The organism is Parabacteroides timonensis, from assembly GCF_900128505.1.
GTDB lineage: Bacteria > Bacteroidota > Bacteroidia > Bacteroidales > Tannerellaceae > Parabacteroides > Parabacteroides timonensis.
The window spans coordinates 461,825-481,150 of sequence record NZ_LT669940.1; the positions used below are offsets into that span (position 1 = coordinate 461,825).

A 19,326-nucleotide genomic window follows, 5' to 3' on the forward strand; every position below is an offset into this window, starting at 1 on the left:
CCATGAACTGGTTAGACATCACATTGCTATGTCTGGCAGGAATTGGATTTGCGAAAGGCCTGTTTGATGGAATGATCAAACAGGTTGTTTCGCTTATAGCCCTCCTTGTTGCTATCTTTTTCTGTGCAAAAGCGGCTGTCTGGCTGAAAGGATATATCATTGCCCTGGGGTGGTTTCCGCCCGAAGGAGTAACGATCCTTAGTTATGTGGCCGGTTTTATCCTAATAATGGGAGTTGTTTTATTGGCAGGAGAAGTTGTACATAGGGTGATAGGGGTTACGCCTCTCAGTATATTGAACCATCTGGCTGGTGGATTTCTCGGGTTAGGCCTGATGATTGTATTTGTCAGCCTGTTGCTGAATATACTGGAAGGTATTGATCGTGGTTCGGTACTGATCCCGCGGGAATCGAAGGTCGAATCCCGTTTTTATAATTCAGTCAAAGATATAGTTCCAACCATTTACCCCGGAAATTTGTTCTCATGGAAGGAGTAAATGGTTTGTTTTAAATATTAATATATAGATATGCAGGAGTCAAACGACATAATTAATGAGGTAACAAGCAGTGATTACAAGTACGGCTTCGTTACTGATATTGATACGGAAGTGATTCATAAAGGATTGGATGAAGACACTGTCCGTATTATTTCTGCCAAAAAGAATGAGCCGGACTGGATGCTCCAGTTCCGCCTGAAGGCTTTCCGCCACTGGCAGACACTGGAGATGCCTACATGGCCTCATTTGAACATTCCGCCGATCGATTATCAGGATATAATCTATTACGCAGCTCCAAAGAAAAAAGAGGGTCCGAAAAGTCTGGATGAAGTAGATCCGGAATTATTGAAAACATTCGATAAGCTGGGTATTCCTCTGCATGAACGTGCGCAGCTGGCAGGTATGGCAGTGGATGCCGTGATGGATAGTGTGTCTGTAAAGACGACTTTTAAGGAGACGCTGGCAGAGAAAGGTATTATTTTCTGTTCGTTCAGTGAAGCGGTACAGCATCATCCGGATCTGGTACAACAGTATCTGGGTAGTGTGGTAAGTTATCGCGATAACTTTTTCGCGGCGTTGAACTCGGCTGTATTCTCGGACGGATCGTTCGTGTATATACCGAAAGGGGTACGTTGTCCGATGGAGCTTTCTACTTATTTCCGTATTAATGCAGCAAATACGGGACAGTTCGAACGTACGCTGATCGTTGCCGATGATGAAGCGTATGTCAGTTACCTGGAAGGATGTACAGCCCCGATGCGTGACGAGAACCAGTTGCATGCGGCTATCGTAGAGATTGTAGCCAAAGAACGTGCCGAGGTGAAATATTCGACAGTGCAGAACTGGTATCCGGGCGATAAAGAAGGCAAAGGTGGTATTTATAACTTCGTAACCAAGCGCGGATTGTGTAAGGGGGAGGGCAGTAAGATTTCGTGGACACAGGTGGAAACCGGTTCAGCCATCACCTGGAAATATCCGAGTTGTATTCTGGCCGGAGATAATTCGGTCGGAGAGTTCTATTCGGTGGCCGTAACAAATAATTACCAACAGGCCGATACCGGAACGAAGATGATCCATTTGGGAAAGAACACCCGTAGTACGATCGTATCGAAAGGTATTTCGGCCGGTCATAGTCAGAATAGCTATCGGGGATTGGTGAAAGTATCTCCACGTGCAGAAGGAGCCCGTAACCATAGCCAGTGCGACAGCTTATTATTGAGTTCTACGTGTGGTGCCCATACGTTCCCTTATGCCGATATTCAGAATGAAACGGCTGTGGTGGAACATGAAGCTACGACAAGTAAGATCAGTGAAGAACAATTGTTCTACTGCCAGCAACGTGGTATCTCAGTAGAAGAGGCTGTCGGCCTGATCGTAAACGGATATGCCCGCGAGGTAATGAATAAGCTCCCGATGGAGTTTGCCGTCGAGGCTCAAAAACTACTGACTATTTCTCTGGAAGGAAGTGTTGGATAAATCAAATTGTCAATTAATAAAGTTATGTTAGATATAAAGAACTTACATGCCAATGTAAATGGCAAAGAGATATTGAAAGGGATCGATCTTTCTGTGAAAGCCGGTGAGGTGCATGCTATCATGGGACCGAACGGTTCGGGTAAAAGTACCCTTAGCAGTGTGTTGGTCGGTAATCCTGCTTTTGAGGTGACTCAGGGTGAAGTGATTTTCAACGGAAAAAATCTGTTGGACCTGGAGCCGGAAGACCGTAGTCGTGAAGGTATCTTTCTGAGTTTCCAGTATCCGGTTGAAATACCGGGTGTAAGTATGGTAAACTTTATGCGTGCCGCTCTGAACGAACACCGTAAATATAAAGGTCTTGAACCGGTTTCGGCTACAGACTTCCTGAAACTGATGCGTGAAAAGCGTGCAATCGTCGAGCTGGACAACAAACTGGCTAGCCGTAGTGTGAACGAAGGTTTCTCAGGTGGTGAAAAGAAACGCAACGAAATATTCCAGATGGCTATGCTTGAACCCAAGTTGGCTATCCTCGATGAAACCGACAGCGGACTGGATATCGATGCACTCCGTATCGTGGCAAATGGCGTAAACCAGTTGCGTACACCGGAGAATGCGGCAATCGTGATTACTCACTATCAGCGTCTGTTGGATTATATCAAACCGGATGTGGTACATGTGTTGTACAAAGGCCGTATTGTAAAGACTGCAGGTCCGGAACTTGCTCTTGAACTGGAAGAAAAAGGATACGACTGGATCAAGAAAGAAATGGGAGATGAGTGAGATGAGAGCTGAACAACAATATATCGATCTTTTTACCCGTTATGAAGACCTGGTGCGCCGGCATAGTGCACCGGTGATGAATGCTCCACGTGCAGAGGCTCTGGCTGATTTCGATCGTCTGGGTTTTCCTTCGGTAAAAAGTGAAGATTATAAATATACAGATGTCGCGCAGGCATTTGCTCCCGATTATGGAGTGAATATCAATCGTCTGGCTATTCCGGTGAATCCGTATGACGTGTTCCGTTGTGATGTCCCGAATCTTAGTACTTCACTTTATTTCGTGATCAACGATACGTTTTACGATAAGATGATGCCCAAAGCACATCTGCCGGAAGGTGTATATGCCGGCGGACTGAAAACGTTTGCCGAGAAATACCCGGAAGTGGCTGCCCGTTATTACGGTAAAGCTGCCAAAAGTAGTCATGATGGCATTATTGCTTTAAATACTATGCTGGCACAGGATGGTTTTGTGCTTTATGTGCCGGAAGGTGTAGCCGTTGAGCGTCCTATCCAGTTGATCAACATATTCCGAAGTGATGTGGATGCGATGGCAAACCGTCGTATCCTGGTGATCATGGAACCCCGTTCGGAAGCTAAATTGCTGATCTGCGATCATAGTATAGATGACGTGAAGTTCCTGGCTACACAGGTGGTAGAGATTTTTGCCGGCGAAGGTGCCTATTTCGATTATTACGATCTGGAGGAAAGCAGTATATCTACTACTCGTTTTACTTCTGTACATGTGAAGCAGGAGACTTCCAGCAATGTCCTGGTGAATGGTATAACGTTGAATAACGGACTTACCCGTAATAACTATTATATAGAGTTGAATGGTGAGTATGCCGAAGCGACTTTGTGTGGTATGTCGGTTGCAGACCGTGAACAACAGGTCGATACGTATAGCCATATTACGCATGCGGTGCCGAATTGTACCAGTACAGAATTGTTCAAGAATGTTCTGAACGACCAGGCTGTCGGTGTTTTCAGCGGTCGTATCCTAGTGAAGGAAGATGCCCAGAAAACGGCGGCCTATCAGACGAACCGGAATCTTTGTGCTACCCGTGAAGCCCGTATGTACAGTAAACCGCAACTGGAAATCTATGCGGATGATGTAAAGTGCTCGCATGGCATGACTACCGGACAGCTGGATGAAAATGCCTTGTTCTATATGCGAAGTCGCGGTATTCCTCTTAATGAGGCCCGGATGATGCTGAGTGTCGCATTTACGTCGGATGTGATCGATTATGTCCGCTTGGATGCGTTGAAAGACCGTTTGCATAAGCTGGTTGAAAAGCGTTTCCGCGGTGAATTAGCCCGTTGTGCCGATTGCCGCATCTGTAAATAAGATATTATTCTGATCTATATAAAGGCCCGGATAGATGTTATGTCTGTCCGGGCTTTTTGTTTATCTTTGTCATTCATCAAATCACATTTATATTATGCAGTTGACTCATATTGCTATCTGGACCAATGAACTTGAACGTGCCCGTGAATTTTATGTGAACTATTTCAACGGGAAAAGCAATGAAAGGTATGTGAATCCGAAGAAAGGTTTTGCCTCTTATTTTGTAACCTTTGAAGGAGGGGCTTCCCTGGAAATTATGCAACGGACGGATGTAACGGAAGAGAAAGAGGGGCTTTTTATCGGTCTTGCACATTTCGCTTTTTCGGTCGGTTCGAAGGAAAATGTCAATAATATGATCGAATTATTCCGTAAGGATGGCTATACTATTCTAGGGGAACCGCGTACAACGGGGGATGGGTTTTACGAAGGTTCTGTTTCCGACCCGGATGGAAATATTGTAGAAATAATTGCTGATATGGGGATGCGGATCGAGCAAACGACAGATTATCCTTACGACTTGCTTTTGCTGGCAGATCCTAACCGTGAATTTGTAGACAATTATCTGAAAACTTCCGATTGTTTTATAGCGATAGAAGGCGATAAAGCGGTCGGGGTAGTCGTTGTACAGAAACAGACTGCTACCATGGCTGAAGTTTTGAATCTGGCAGTGGATGAATCTTTTCAGCGTAAAGGAATCGCACGCCGTTTGTTGCGATTTATTTCGGATGAATGGGCAGAGAAAAATCAGGTAGAGTTGTTAAAAGTATGTACCGGAACTTCCGCTCCGGGGCCTTTAATGCTTTATCAACAGGAAGGTTTCGACCTGAAAGAGTTGGACCGTGATTACTTCGTACGGAATTATCCGGAACCCATTTGGGAGAACGGCCTACAATGCCGGCATCAGTTGATACTGGAAAAAGAATTGAAACGACTAATTGACATAAAATAAGTACAGGAAAACCGGGTAATAATCCTTCAGGTTGGTATGCAGTTTCTTTAATGCTTTAGAAATGTGATATTCTACACCTTTAGTGGTTATACCCAGGGCTTCTGCAATTTCTTTATGAGATTTGTTTTCATAACGGCTCATAGCAAATACAACTCTGGTTTGTTCTGGTAAACCGGCCAGGGTTTTATTTACTATTTCCTGTGCTTCTGCAGTGAATAGTTCGCCTGGATCACAGGCTTCGAGAGTGGATATACGGGTATTTAATTCCCACTCTGCATGGTTCAATAGTTGTTCGTTTACATCTTCCCTTACCTGGAGATGCTGAAGGTAGTTGAGGCACTTATTTTTAATAATGGTAAGAATATAAGCCGGAACATTCGAATTTTCTTCCAGTGAATGGCGGTTTTCCCAATAATACATCAAAGCTTCAATCGTAAAGTCCTCGGCAACGGCAATATCCCTTACATACGTATTCGCAAAGCGGATAAATCGGCCTTGATAATCAGTAAATAATTGATTGAAAGCTTTTAAGTCTGTTGTATTCTCCATTTCTAAGGCTTGTAATGCGACGTAAATATAATAAAAATAGTGTTATAAATTCCTTTTTATCTTTATAATCCTATATAGATAAAAAAGAACGATCCTCTATTGTTTCAGAGAATCGTTCTTTTATTTGGTTTATTCTTTATTTATCAAAGAGTAGTTGTCATTCACGCATTTGTTTGACCCAGATGTTTCCGGGGTATAGCTGGATCGCCTGTTTGAACTCCTCGTTTGCCTTGGAGGGATTGTTTTGTAAGAGATGTATCAGTCCCGAATAATACAGGATATTGCTTTGCTGTACATTCTGGTTTGCTTCTCCGAATTTGGCGTATGAATCCATCAGGTTGGTTTGCATACGTTCCAGGCTCTTTTGCATATCTGCCAGAGTAGCATCGGCTTCTTCGTTCCTGTTCAATTTTCTGAGTGATTTGACTTTGTAATAGTTCAGGTCAGTCAACCGGTTTCTGAAATCGGTATTTGCTGATTTCTCAAAGCACTCTTTGGCCTTGTCTGCCTGGTTCATTGCTTCGTAAGCTATACCTGACAGGTAATAAACTTTTGCTTCATAGCCACCTCTTGGTGAAGGAGCTACTTCGAGATTGACAGGATACTGGTTTGCCAGGTCGAATTCGTTGATAGCCTCTTTGTAACGTTTTCCTTTCAACAGCTTCATACCTTTCAGCAAATGCGAGTCCACATAGATATCGTGAACTTGTCCACCGCCTTCCCATAGATGGAAATGCCTGCTATCAAGTATTTTTATCGCTTTGTCATACAGGCCTGCAGCATTGTATAATGTGAGTAAGCGCATAACGGCATCATCGTGCTTCATTACTGTTTTCAGATGAGATTCCAGTCGTTTTAATCGTATATTTGCCGATACATTTGCTTGTTCATAGATCTTATCCGATTCTGTCAGTAGGAGAGGATCGTTCGGATTGGCTTCGATAGCCATGTCATAATACTTCATGGACTTATCCAGTTCATTCAGGCAACCATAGCCGAAGCCGACATTACGACAGGCAATGGCGAAAGACGGATTAAGTTCTGTGGAACGTATCCAGTGGTCGAGGCCTGCTTCTTTCTGTCCGAGATAGTAAAGTAAATTACCCAGGTGATAATGAAGGAATGAATTGTCCGGACTTTCTTTTAATAAAGTCTCAAACAGGTTGATCTCTTCTATACGGAAAGGATAATTGTTCAGTGGAGATAATGATCCGGCCTTACCCAGGCAGCTAATAGCTTCAGCTTGATTGTTCTGTTCCAGTAAATTATATGCTTTGTAATAGTAGAGCAACGGGTAAGAAGTATATGGATCTCCCAAGGCTATTGCCCCGTTTAACAATGTCAAAGCATCTTCGGTAGCTCCTATTTTCATATAGTTGGAAACAACTTCCAATAATTCTTGTACGGCAATGATTCCTTTACTGTTATGATTGGTTCCGGTATTCAGAAAAGAGGTGCTTTGTGAGGCCGATAGACTGGCTTCCGCTGCGCTCCAGTAATCCAGTGGATCGATTTGTTGGACATAACGGATTGTTTCCTGTGCCTCTTCTTTCTTTCCCTGCATCCGGAGGATATAAGCCTTTAACGTTAGAGCCTGAAGATCGCGTCCTCCCACATAAAGGGACTGGGTGATCATGTCCATGGCTTGTTTATAGTTTTTGTCTTTTACTGCTAATACAGCCAGTTCATAGAAAGAACGATGTTTGAAATCGGGCGTCCAGGTGGCTGCCCAATAGGCGTCTATCGCTTTGCCCGTATTCCCGGTCATCTGGTATAGATATCCCAGATAATATAAAGCTTCCGTATTTTTAACGGTTGTGTAGTCGTGTGACAAACGGGCCTGGGCACGATTTAGGTGTAATGCTGCTTGATCCCATTTTCCCTGGCGGATATAATGTTTGCCGACTTCGATGTTAACACGTGCATCCATGGAATCACGCAACAGGGCTTCATTATAAAAGTCCATGTAATCCAGGCGTGCATTATTGAATTGATCGACACGTAACCCGGCCAGATAGAGCTCTTCGTTTGTTTTATATTCTTTGACCGGTTTGGTTCCGTCGATAACTTTAGGAAGCGGTTTTTCTTCTAGTACGATCGGACGATAATCGACCAGCAGATTTCCATTTGCATCGTAGAGTGCGGTATACAATGCTGAGGCGTCTGACGGATCGGGAACGGATACCTGATCGAGGAAATATTTATCCGGGTCGATATTGATTCGTTTATCCATTAGTATCTGATCTTTGTATTTTACCACGACACGAGCATTCTCATACAGTGTGGTTGCACAATAACCTACACGGTAGTTGTTTCCTTCAGTCGGTTCAAAATTCACAGCAGCGTCGTCTGTCGCATTCTTAACACCTTTGATACCTTTTACCGGATACCATATCTGGCTGAATTCCCTGATTTCGCCTGGGTTTATCCAGCTATAATCCGGTTGGTTGTCGGAATAACCGCCTACCATTAACTCCAGATAATGCCCGTCATTGTCCGATAATATTTTATTCCACATCTCGCCATTTTCATTGTTACCCCATAAAAAGAATTTCTTTCCGGGAACGACATGGCGGTTGGCTACATGCACTGTTCCGGCATCTTTCCCATAATCGTAACCAGCCAGAAATGACATTTCACTTCCCCATGCGAAAATAGAGCGGGAACTGCCTGTGAAATTTTTCCACCACGACAAATCTTCAATTTTCCCATCACCGACGGTCGTTTCTCCTTGCGGCCAGTTAGTGAAGTATACTTTATGATGATCAGCTCCGAATTGTACATCAGGTGGGAATATCACCTGATATTGATCGTTACAATGAACAGATACATTAGCCCAATAGAGCATCGACTGGATCATTGGGGTCGGATTGATCACTTTTATTTTAGCTTCTACCCATGAGCGGTTGGGATATACTGAAACTCCTACCGACCATTTCAGTCGATGGCGTAGCTCGGTTTCTCCTACCCATACCGTTTTACTTCCGTCTTCGTTTTCTTTCATAGTCCAGTTAACCGGCATATAGCTGCTTGCACGGTGATGATCGGGAATATTCCATTCCACACCTCCCGACAACCAAGCCCCCAACATTCCGATCAGGGCGGGTTTCACTCCGGTTTGGGTATAAAAGAAATGGTAATCATTTGTTTTGTCGGAAGCGGCAAAGATACGGCCGCCGATTTCCGGGAGAATAGAAATATCGACGTATTGATTATCCAACCGGAGAACATTATAATCCTGTTCAGTTTTCTTTTCTGTCAATACATCATATAAAGGATAAGGATAAATATATCCTTCGGCTCCCTGGTAAACACGTCCGGTAAAGAATATCGGATCAATTTCCGGATTACCGATCTGATAGGTAGGGATCTTTTCTGTTACGGACTTCATGTTAACCTGCTGTCCCAGAAGAGGGCTTGCACACAATAAGAGTAATGGTATAAACTTAGATTTCATGGTAACTATAATTAAAATTTAAGAATGTACACACAATATAGAAAAGGGATAAAAAATAATGATGGTTAGTGACTGTTCCGAGAGTAATCTCGGAACAGTCACTATTAGGTTTAGGCCTTGAAAATTAGACTAATACCTGCTTATCGAGTTAAATTTGAATTCAGTTGAGCATCAGATGCCGGATATGGCAAATAGATTGTTTTTTCACCTTGCCAGGTAACCGCTGCTGGTATATTTACATTTTCTTTCCGCATAACACCTGGGGCAACCTCAATGGAAGCATTGGTTTTACGTTCGTTGAATGCCTTCTCCAATAATTCCAGACGCATTTGGTCATCTCGGCGAGTAACTAGAGCGACAAAGTAACCGGCAACTTCCCAACCATGTTCTTTCATGGCAGCTTCAGCGAATGCCTCACCACTCAAACCAGACAATGGTTCTAAGCCTGCTCGTTCACGTACTTTGTTGATACATTCATAAGCCATAGCATTTGGAGAACCATCGGCGCGAGCCTGTGATTCAGCATACCATAACAAAACTTCAGAATAACGGATCAAACGGTGACGATGATCATTGGTCATCCAAGAAGTGTTGGCTGGTTTTGTATAGTCGTAATCACCACCGTCTTCGCCGATTGTAAAGGCGCAGAACATAGGTTGCTGTTCGGGCACACTTGTATCGAACCAGTCCACTAACTTACCGTCTGCCTTGTTGCCTAAGAGAATTTTCGGGTTATAAGTAGCATCTTTACGCGGACCTTCCGGAAAATCTTTCCAGAATTTAATTTCACCTAAGGCATCCCCCCAACCACTGAGTGATTCGAATAAATGGCTGTTGGTCATCTGAGAGTCTTCTGCCCATGTTTGGACAGCACGTGAGTAATTGATACCGACAACCGTTTCATTTGTATAATTATGAGTTGGTGCATATACATATTTATATTCTGGTTCCAGAATGTATTCATATGTTCCGGCATTTACTCCATCGATAACCGCTTTAGCCTGTTCAGCTGCTGATGCATAATATTGTGTCTGTTTCAAGGGCCAACCTGCCATTGCCATATAAACCGCAGCTAATGTTGCTTGGGCAGCCTGCTTGGTAATATAAATATTGGCACCTTGTTGTTTTTGAGGAGCTGTTGAATAGTCAGTAGGAAGTGTAGCGATACAATCCTGTAAATCTTTGACAATTTGATCATAAACTTCCTGTACACTCGCTAACGGACGTTCATAGTTTACTTCCGTATCCAGTACCAAAGGTACTGGTCCCCAACGGCGAACCAACCAGAAATAGTTGGCTGCACGCCAATACTTGGCCTGACCGATTGCGATATCGATTTCTGCCTGGGTTGTTGGAGTTTTGTCTCCGTTGCCAATGATATAATTCGCAGATTTGATTGCTGTATAAGAGGTTGACCAAGCTGCATCTACTCCTTTATTAGCATCTGTCGGACGGAATGCATCAGCTTCGGCATAGGCCTGTTTATTACTTTCCGGATTAGCTGTTATGTCATCGCCTTGCCAACTCGGAATAGTCGGATTGGTATTGGTCTGCATCAGACAGACATTTTTATACAATGCATAAGTTGCCATCGTTAATTCATCTTGTGTTGAGAAGAAGGTCCCGGGTGTTAATTTCCCTTTTGCATCTTCATCCAGAAAATCATTACATGAACTCGATAGTAAAGCTATGCCTAAGGCATATAATATATATTTTGCTTTCATACTATATTCTTTATTAAATGGTTAGAAATTCATACGAACACCAATTGTATACGAACGGGTTAGCGGATAAGCTCCCAGATCGATACCGTCGTTAGTATCTACACTACCGGTTCCTGTATCTACAAACGAAATACCGGCCGGATCCATTCCTTTATAACTAGTTATCGTGAATAAATTCTGGCAACTGAACGTAAAGCGTAGGTCAGCAAACTTAGATACCGATTTTGGCAGATTGTATGATAAACTAATATTATCCAGACGGAAATAATTTGCTTTTTCCAGATACTTGGTTGATGTTGCTGCTGCCTGATAATTATTACCGGTTACATTTACTGACGGATAACGTGCAGACAACCCTTTCGTATCATAATTATCATTCAGATATTCTTTCAGGGTAATGAAAGCGAAGTCTCCCGTCATGGATGTTCCGGTGTAACGAACCATGTTGAAACGATCGGCACCGAACGAACCAGTGAAGAACATATTCAAATCCCAATTTTTCCAGCTCAAGCTGTTGTTCCATCCTAACGTAAAATCAGGGTTGGCTTTTCCGATAAAAGTACGGTCTTTACTGTCGATTACATTATCACCATTCTGGTCTACAAAGGCATCTCGTACAGTTTCAAGTTTACCTTCTTTATCATAAATCTCTTCCAGCCCTTTCCATTCATATCCATAGAAAGCACCGATTGGCTGACCTACCTCAACACGGGTAATACCATCTGTTGAAAACATACCGGAGGCGATATTAGCTCCTGGAATAAATTCCAAACCTGCGAGGTCTTTCACTTCATTTTTCAGATAGGTACCGTTGAAAGTTGTTGTCCAACTGAAGTCCGGACGATCAAAGATTGTTGCATTGATTGAGAAGTCCATACCACGGTTGCTGATTTCTGCAGCATTTACCCAGTAAGATCCACCACCATCATAATTCGGAATGGTCCGTTTCAACAGACCGTCTTTTGTTCGTTTGTCAAAATAATCTAACGATACACTTAAGCGATGATTTAGTGTAGAAAAGTCCAAACCTAAGTCAAACTGATGTGTTCTTTCCCAAGAAAGATCCGGTGTTGCTACTGACTGTCCTACCCAGTAACCTGTGTAATAAGAATTTCCTCCAAATGAATACATGGCTTTTGACATCAATCCTAATGTTTCGTAAGGATCAATGGCCTGACTACCGATAACGCCGTAACTGGCACGGATCTTCAGATCCTGAATAATATTCTGATTTTGCATAAAGTCTTCATTACCCATTGACCAGGCAGCAGCGATAGAAGGGAACCAGCCCCATTTATCATTGAAGAACTTTGATGAACCATCAGCACGGATTGTTCCGGTCAGCATATATCGATCTTTGTAGTTATACATCACACGACCAACACCGGACATCAATGCCCATTTTGAATAGTCATTATTTGCACTGCGACTACTGGCCATTTCTGCATTCCACCATCCTACGCTTTCAGTCATTAAATTATTTCCCGAGATGTTCATATAACGGTATTCTGACTGGGTAGCTTCATAAACAGCAGTGGCGGTTAGAGCGTGGTCGCCCCATTTTCCGTTGTAAGTCAGATTATTTGTGGTTTGCAAAGTCATGCGATAACCGTCATTGTTACCCATACTGCTTGAACTGGATACTTTTTTTGTAGCAAAAGAATAGTTTTTCACATCGTTGTAGTCTACACCATTACTGGTTGTAAAGGTTAAACCTGGCAAAATGTTGAACTTTAAGTCAATGTGAGCATTAACGATATCTCTCATTGATTCGCCAATTTGTTCATTCAATAAACCAACCGGATTCAATTGTGTAATAGCGCTGTATGGATCACGTATATAGGTCCCGTCATCGTTCATGATACCGAGAACCGGTGCATAATTCATCGCGATATTGACAATATTACCTTTAGCAGCACTAAAGTCTGCACTCCTCTTCACATTATGTGAGGCATTCACATCCGCTGTCAAGTGCAACCAGTCCGTGATCTGTGATGTTATATTGGCACGTACCTGATAACGTTTGTTCGTGTTTTCTTTTACGACACCTTCTTGCCCAACATAGTTGCCAGAAACCAGATATTGAATCTTATCACTACCGCCGGAGAGTGTCAATTTGTAATCTTGTGTTACGCCATTCTGGAAGATTTCATCCAACCAATTAGTACCGGCTGTTCCATTCTGGAAAGCAGATAGCTGCTCGGAAGAAAAAGTATTAGCACGATATGTATTATATAAGGTACCAAATTCGTACGGGCTAAGTGTCTCGTAACGTTTAGCTACTGTTCCCACGCCAATTTGTGCGTCAAACATGATTTGACGGGTATTTGCTTTACCTGTTTTTGTTGAAATCAATACAACACCATTTGCTCCACGGGAACCGTAGATGGCCGTGGAAGATGCATCTTTTAGAATCTGCATAGACTGAATATCTTCCGGGTTCAACCCTGTCAGACCACTTTCACGAACAATACCATCGATAACATATAATGGATCGTTACTACGGTTGATAGAACCGGAGCCGCGGATACGGATCTTGACGGTACCGCCCGGTACGCCACTGTTTTGTACTTGTACACCGGATACACGACCCTGTAAAGCGTCGGATACCTGTGTGATCGGCTGGTCTTTAAATGATTTGCTATCCAATACGGAAACAGAACCGGCTAAGTCAGCCTTACGTACGGTACCATAACCGATGACAACTACTTCATCCAATGCTTGATTGTCTTCTTTCAATACAATGTTGAACATCGATTGGCTGCCAACTTCAATTTCCTGTGGGAGATAACCTATGTAAGAAATTTGCAGAATAGCATTTGCCGGAACGTTTTCCAATGTAAACTTTCCATCGAAATCGGTGATTGTTCCGTTTGTAGTTCCTTTGACAACAATGTTGGCACCGGTTACCGGTCCCATATCGTCTTTTACTACACCTGAAACAGTACGGGTGCTTTTCTGATTTGTTTCAGCATTAATAGGCGCTTCTTTCTTTGATATGATTATCTGACGGTCAGATATAGAGTAATTATTTTCCGTACCGGAAAATAATTGATCGAGTATTGTATCTATCTTTTTGTTTTCAACATGGATAGATACTTTGCGATTCAGATCGATCGATTTGTCGAGATAAAAGAAAATAAACTCGCTATTATTTTCTATTTCATTAATTACTTCTTTGACTGTTTTGTTCTCTGTTGTTATAGAGAAAGATGTTTCCTGAGAGTATGACTCTGAAGCGAAGCAAGTTCCAATAGTTAAGAACGTCAAAAGCAGAAAAATCTTCATGGTGCGTAATAATCTCTTTTTGTTTGGTTTTCTTTGACTAAACCTTGTGTTCTTTTTCATATGTGAAACGATTTAAGTTTATAAATACGGTTTAATGCCAGTAAAATTGAATGAATAGACAAGTAAGTAAATACTCGTCCTGTTGTTTCTATGGATCCATATTGATTTGATTTTTAGGGTTTAACAATAATATTTATGTATTCGTCGTTTTTTATTATCTCTATCGGAGCTGCTTTCTGAAGTACATTGAATACTTCATCCAGGTCTTCTTTCAAATCCAGTTTGCCGCTACAAGTCAGTTCGTTTACTTTTTCATCCCAGTTCATTTTTATTCCATAGTATTTACAGAGTTTTTTCAATACGATATTAAGTCTTTGTTGGTTGAACTGGTAATATCCATCTTTCCAGGCTACATAATCTTTCGTGTCTACATTTGAAATACTACTCTTATTGCTTTGATTATCATATAAAAATAACTGATTCGGATTTAATGTGCTTTTCTTTAGACCTTTGGCTTTGATCTCCACTTTTCCTTCTACCAATACGACATCACTACTGGCCTCGTTCTCATAAGCTGAGACATTGAACTGGGTTCCCAGATCCCGGATCTCCATTGTTTTTGTTTTTACAATGAATGGCCGTTTTTCATCATGCACAATATCCAGGTAGATTTCTCCTTCGACAAAAATTTCCCGGTTATGATCTGTAAATTTTGCAGGGTAGATAACTTTTGATCCGGAGTTCACCCATATTTTACTACCATCTATAAATGTAATAGAAGAGCGCTTTCCAATAGGAACAATGAGTTGGTTGAATGATTGAACTTCTTCTTTCTCTTTTTCTACTTCAACACTTTGGGAGTTTACACTTATACTTCCTTCTTTTTTGTACTCAACTTCGGTTTCCTTCCCTTCAAGAGATAGTTTTTTGTTTTCTGAAAGGATTAATTGTACGTTTTGCGATGGATCGTCGGTATGCGGTATGGATTTTATGATTGCCTCATAATTAATCTCTTGTTTATTGGAATATATGTTATACCATTCATAAGTAAAAAGTAAGAGTAAGGATGCTGCGATTCCTACTGTAATTTTTATAAAACTGATTCGTTTTTTCTTTGACTCATATTGCTCGTTGGCAATCTGAATTCTTTTCCATAGATTTTTTTGTTCTCCAAAGGATAAACTGGAACTATCGGTAGAAACTTTTATATTTTTGAGAAAAAAGCGAGCAGCTTCGATTTCGACAGCCAAAGGTGCATTTTCTGCCTGAAGCTGTTGCCAGAATAAACGATCTTTTTCCGTTGGGTGTAATTCCGATTCCAGAAAATAATCATCACTCAGTAATTGATGTGCTTTATATTTAGTATAGTCTTTATTCATCTTTAGGGAGTCGCTTTTGTTATTAGGATACAGCAGTCTTCAATTTATACTCACCTAAAAATGATTTTTTTATTTAGTATTAAAATTTTGTTATTTTAGGGAAATGGAAAGTGTCAATATAAATATTTCCACAGAACCGTAACTGGCTCTGACTTTCTTTAATGAGCGTTGGATCAGGTTTTGGGCCGATTGGTAATTCAGATTCATCAAGATACATATTTCATCCATGCTTAATTCCTGAATAAACCTGTAATATATGATCTCTTTCTGCCGTGGAGGAAGTGCAGACAAGATTTCTTTTAATTTTCTCTGCTGATTTGTATATTGCTCATTTTTGATGAAAACTTCTTCGACCGTCGGCTCCAGCGAGAACTGAATATTTTCTGGTAGTTCCCGGTCATAAAGAGATTCTTTATAGAGAGTCCGGATGAGGCAATTCTTTAAAGAAACGAATAGGTAGACTTTTATATTTTCAGGAGTGACAAGATGATCCCGGTTTTTGTATAGAGAAGTGAAAACTTCTTGTATACAATCTTTTATGATTTCAGAATCGGATGTGAAACGAAGACCATACCGGTACAGTATTTGTACATAAGTATTGTATATCCAGCAATAGGAATCATTATCGCCGGAAACAAATTGGCGCCACCTTATTTTAGTCTCATCTACTAGCATGGTTATGTATTGTTTGACAAATATAAGACAATTATTATGAAAAACAAGGTTTGTGTTCTTGGATTACACAATTATATTGTAAACAAAAAAGGTTCCTATTTATATTAAAACAGGAACCTTTAGTAATCACTTTTTTCTTATAATGTCTCAAAAACAGAGAAATTCAATATTTGGGGTTCCGCTTTCGACTCTGTTACAATAAGTTTGATAGCATCGAGTTTCTGCGGATCAAACCTGTTAATATGTTTGTGCCCGATGCAGGAACCGGAAGACAGGTCGATCCATTCATTATCCTTTTTCCCTTTTAGAGTATATTTTAAAATCCTTTCTCCTTTGGATATGTCTTCCTGCATAATAACGCGATCGATGCTGGTCGGCTTCTCGAAAGACAGGATGTATTCTGATCCGGTTCCGGAAGTTTGCTGGAGTGGTGTGCCGTATTGCCGGTTTATCTCTTTGCCTAATGCTTCTATCCGGCAAACATCAGCTTCCGGGATAAGCCCTTTGTTGTCGACAACCAGTCCTAATAGCATATTCGTATTTCTTCCAACACTGGTTTCATATTTTGTTAATAGCTCAGGAATCGTGAACATCATGCTGTCTTCTCCGGCTGTCCAAAACCATCCACCCTGGAATGAACGATTCCAGCGCAAGGTGAAGTCAGATTCTCCCGGACACCAGAACGGGGCAAAAGGATCACCGTTCAGACCGTTGATAACACGGGTGCCATCTGCATTTGTCGTAGAGTCGGCGGTAGACCAGCAAGGGTAGGGGGCAACGCCTTCTTCGTTGCCAACCCATCTGACCAGATTCGGGTGCCCATAAGGGCCTTGGAAGGCAACAGCGTTGGGTTGTAATTTTTGAACTAGTGATAACACGTCTGCACCGCCCTGTTCCCTGGAGAGTACGCCTCCGTCGAACCATATTTCGAACAATTCGCCGTAATTACTCCATAACTCGGTCAGTTGTTGTGTTACGATCTTATTGTATTCCTCCTGGCTGACCGGACCTCCTTCCTGAACAATTCCCGGATTATCTACATACAGATAGCCGTTGGCCGTCGTACTGGCATAGATACCCGGTTTGATGTTATATTTTTTGCAGGAAGCAACAAAATCGGCAACAATATCTCCTTCTCCATTTTTCCAGGGAGATTGTTTGATGCTGTAATCGTGTGCTTCTGTTGGCCACAAGCTGAAGCCGCTGCAATGTTTGGCCACAAGTACTGCATATTTAGCTCCCAGCTTCTGAGCCGTTTCCAGCCATTGATCGGTGTTTAAGTCTGTCGGATTGAAAATGGAAGCGTCCGGGTGTGTCCCCCAATTCCTGAAATTATAATCCGGTTGATAAACCGGCATGTCGAAATGGATCAGGACTCCTACTTCTGCATCCGCCCAGGCTAGTTGCCGGGCATTGGGAGTAACTACCTTTGTTGTCTCTTGGGGTGAACAGGATATGAGGACAGATAGAGCTGCCAGTAATCCTACAACTGTTTTTTTCATGATTGAGTCAGATTATATTTCAGATACAAGTATAGTGAAAAATAATGAGCCAATTAATTTATTGGCTCATTATTACTGTTTACCAATCCGGGTTTTGTGGTAACAAATTAGGATTGTAAGTGAATTCGTCGGTCGGTATCGGACGCAGGTACAGACGGTCGTACCATTTACGGGTCATATTCCCGTATAAAATGCGATAGTTTCCGGTTTCCGGATCACGTGGTCCTAAATACGTCTTCTGGTTTTCGAGTAGTTTACCAGCTTTCCACCGGCACAAGTCGTTCCATCGAATACCTTCGCAAGCCAATTCTACCCGGCGTTCACGGCGGATCTCGTTGAGTAACGGAGAAATGCTAACTTCCCAGTTAGGCCAGTTCGGGTCGGTAAATCCTACATTGGTCGTCAGATGAGGCATGCCTACACGGTCGCGCAGTTTATTGATCGTTTTGTCCAGTACAGCCTGGTCGCATTCACCTAATTCGGCTTTTGCTTCTGCATAGTTCAATAACACTTCACCGTAACGGTAGATCAGGTCATCCAGTGTACATTTAATATATTCGTTGTCTTCGGCCAGCGGAGAATACATCTTATATAAACGATAACCTGTGAAAGTCAGATTGTTGAAGATCGGTGAATTCTCATATTCTTCCGAACCGTCGGCTAAGATTGCAATAGGGCGATCAGGAGTATACACACATTGTTTCAGACGTGGGTCACGATTCTCAAATTCATCCATGAATTTAGTATCTCCTTTATAAAGATTACTTAATCCGATCGGTTTACCGTCTGTACACAAGAACGATTCCACGAAATCTTTGGTCATTCCGGTACCTGCTTCACGAACGGTACGCGGACGGTTGTTCATACGTTTGTCTGTAATATAGGCGACAAAGAAGATTGCTTCTTTATTATTCGTATAATCCTGCTGGTTGAACAAAGCATGATAATCATCTTGAATATTTCCGGTTGAATAGATATCGAAGTTACCGTTGTTGATGATTTTTTCAGAGGCTTCCACACTGGCACGCAGATATTTGTCTGCATTTTCCATGTTTCTGTATTTTCTCCAGGTTCCTTCAAACAGGCAAACTCTCGATTTCAGCGTTAAAGCGGAGTATCTGCTAAGCCGGGTATCTGTCATTGTTTCCGGTAGCCACTCACTCGCTTTATCCAGGCAGGCACAGATCGAGTCTATAACCGTTCCGCGATCATTGCGTGGATTGTATAGCTCTTCCGAAGAAGTGGTCAGGTCTGTTGTCAACCAAGGTACGTCACCGAAACGGAGTACTTTTTCATAATAGAATTTAGCCTTGAAGAAATAGATTTCACCGACATACCGGTGGATGTTTTCCGTTATTCCTTCAACCGTATGATAACGTGCCAGGAAATAATTACAGCTTCGGATGTTTGCCCAGTCACCTTTCGCCCAGCCTCCGCCGGCAGTAGGAACGGTATAATCGCTCCAGATGAAATCGTCTTTTGTCTGATGCGCCTGGTTGTCGGACGCATTGTCGTTGCCATAGGCACCGGTATTATCCAGTGTGGTATAAAACTGGTTGGCAAAGTTTTTCAAGTCACTTTCTGTCTTCCAATAAGTCTCGTCATTGATCTTATCTTCCGGGTATAAATCCATGAAATCGTTGTTACATGCAGAAAACCCGAGTAGTAAAGACAAGCTTGCAATATAATATACTTTTTTCATTCTGTT

The 19,326-nt window shown here is 42.0% G+C and carries 13 protein-coding genes and 1 pseudogene; 6 read left to right on the forward strand and 8 right to left on the reverse strand.

The features are described from left to right. The first annotated feature begins 2 nt into the window (after positions 1-2). From BQ7394_RS02645 to BQ7394_RS26535, 6 genes and pseudogenes are all read left to right on the forward strand, one after another. Positions 3-494 carry a CvpA family protein gene (locus tag BQ7394_RS02645; RefSeq protein WP_075555952.1) on the forward strand — a complete coding sequence of 164 codons (492 nt, stop codon included), beginning with the start codon at positions 3-5 and terminating at the stop codon, positions 492-494. A 30-nt stretch (positions 495-524) separates the two neighbouring features. Continuing rightward, positions 525-1,970 (forward strand): Fe-S cluster assembly protein SufB, encoded by a 1,446-nt coding sequence (sufB, locus tag BQ7394_RS02650; protein ID WP_075555953.1) that lies wholly within the window; start codon positions 525-527, stop codon positions 1,968-1,970. A gap of 24 nt (positions 1,971-1,994) precedes the next feature. Next, positions 1,995-2,750, forward strand: coding sequence for a Fe-S cluster assembly ATPase SufC (gene sufC / locus BQ7394_RS02655; RefSeq protein ID WP_075555954.1), 756 nt, complete (start codon positions 1,995-1,997; stop codon positions 2,748-2,750). Continuing rightward, positions 2,743-4,095, forward strand: coding sequence for a Fe-S cluster assembly protein SufD (gene sufD / locus BQ7394_RS02660; protein ID WP_082211635.1), 1,353 nt, complete (start codon positions 2,743-2,745; stop codon positions 4,093-4,095). The genes sufC and sufD overlap by 8 nt, the downstream gene beginning before the upstream one ends. 94 nt (positions 4,096-4,189) lie before the next feature. After that, positions 4,190-4,567, forward strand: a pseudogene (locus tag BQ7394_RS26530) (VOC family protein); the annotation flags it as partial. 9 nt (positions 4,568-4,576) lie between these two features. Beyond that, positions 4,577-5,044, forward strand: coding sequence for a GNAT family N-acetyltransferase (locus BQ7394_RS26535; RefSeq protein ID WP_308587655.1), 468 nt, complete (start codon positions 4,577-4,579; stop codon positions 5,042-5,044). On the opposite strand, the gene BQ7394_RS02670 is transcribed toward BQ7394_RS26535, so the two are convergent. The 8 genes from BQ7394_RS02670 to BQ7394_RS02705 all read right to left on the reverse strand — a co-directional run bounded on the left by BQ7394_RS02670 (position 5,027) and on the right by BQ7394_RS02705 (position 19,320). After that, positions 5,027-5,593, reverse strand: a complete 567-nt coding sequence (locus tag BQ7394_RS02670; protein WP_075555956.1) for an RNA polymerase sigma-70 factor — start codon at positions 5,591-5,593, stop codon at positions 5,027-5,029. The genes BQ7394_RS26535 and BQ7394_RS02670 overlap by 18 nt on opposite strands. 157 nt (positions 5,594-5,750) lie before the next feature. Beyond that, on the reverse strand, positions 5,751-9,050 hold the full coding sequence (locus tag BQ7394_RS02675) for a DUF5107 domain-containing protein (RefSeq protein ID WP_075555957.1): 3,300 nt from the start codon (positions 9,048-9,050) through the stop codon (positions 5,751-5,753). 140 nt (positions 9,051-9,190) lie between these two features. Further along, a complete protein-coding gene (locus tag BQ7394_RS02680) occupies positions 9,191-10,774 on the reverse strand; it encodes a RagB/SusD family nutrient uptake outer membrane protein (protein ID WP_075555958.1) in 1,584 nt (527 codons plus the stop codon). Positions 10,775-10,795: 21 nt separating this feature from the next. Then, complete coding sequence (locus tag BQ7394_RS02685; RefSeq protein ID WP_075555959.1) at positions 10,796-14,122, reverse strand: TonB-dependent receptor; 3,327 nt, start codon at positions 14,120-14,122, stop codon at positions 10,796-10,798. A 113-nt stretch (positions 14,123-14,235) separates the two neighbouring features. Then, positions 14,236-15,441 carry a FecR family protein gene (locus BQ7394_RS02690; protein WP_075555960.1) on the reverse strand — a complete coding sequence of 402 codons (1,206 nt, stop codon included), beginning with the start codon at positions 15,439-15,441 and terminating at the stop codon, positions 14,236-14,238. A gap of 90 nt (positions 15,442-15,531) precedes the next feature. Further along, complete coding sequence (locus BQ7394_RS02695) at positions 15,532-16,116, reverse strand: RNA polymerase sigma factor (protein ID WP_075555961.1); 585 nt, start codon at positions 16,114-16,116, stop codon at positions 15,532-15,534. 137 nt (positions 16,117-16,253) lie between these two features. After that, positions 16,254-17,618, reverse strand: a complete 1,365-nt coding sequence (locus tag BQ7394_RS02700; RefSeq protein ID WP_075555962.1) for an alpha-L-fucosidase — start codon at positions 17,616-17,618, stop codon at positions 16,254-16,256. A gap of 79 nt (positions 17,619-17,697) precedes the next feature. Continuing rightward, a complete protein-coding gene (locus BQ7394_RS02705) occupies positions 17,698-19,320 on the reverse strand; it encodes a RagB/SusD family nutrient uptake outer membrane protein (protein WP_075555963.1) in 1,623 nt (540 codons plus the stop codon). Positions 19,321-19,326: the final 6 nt, after the last annotated feature.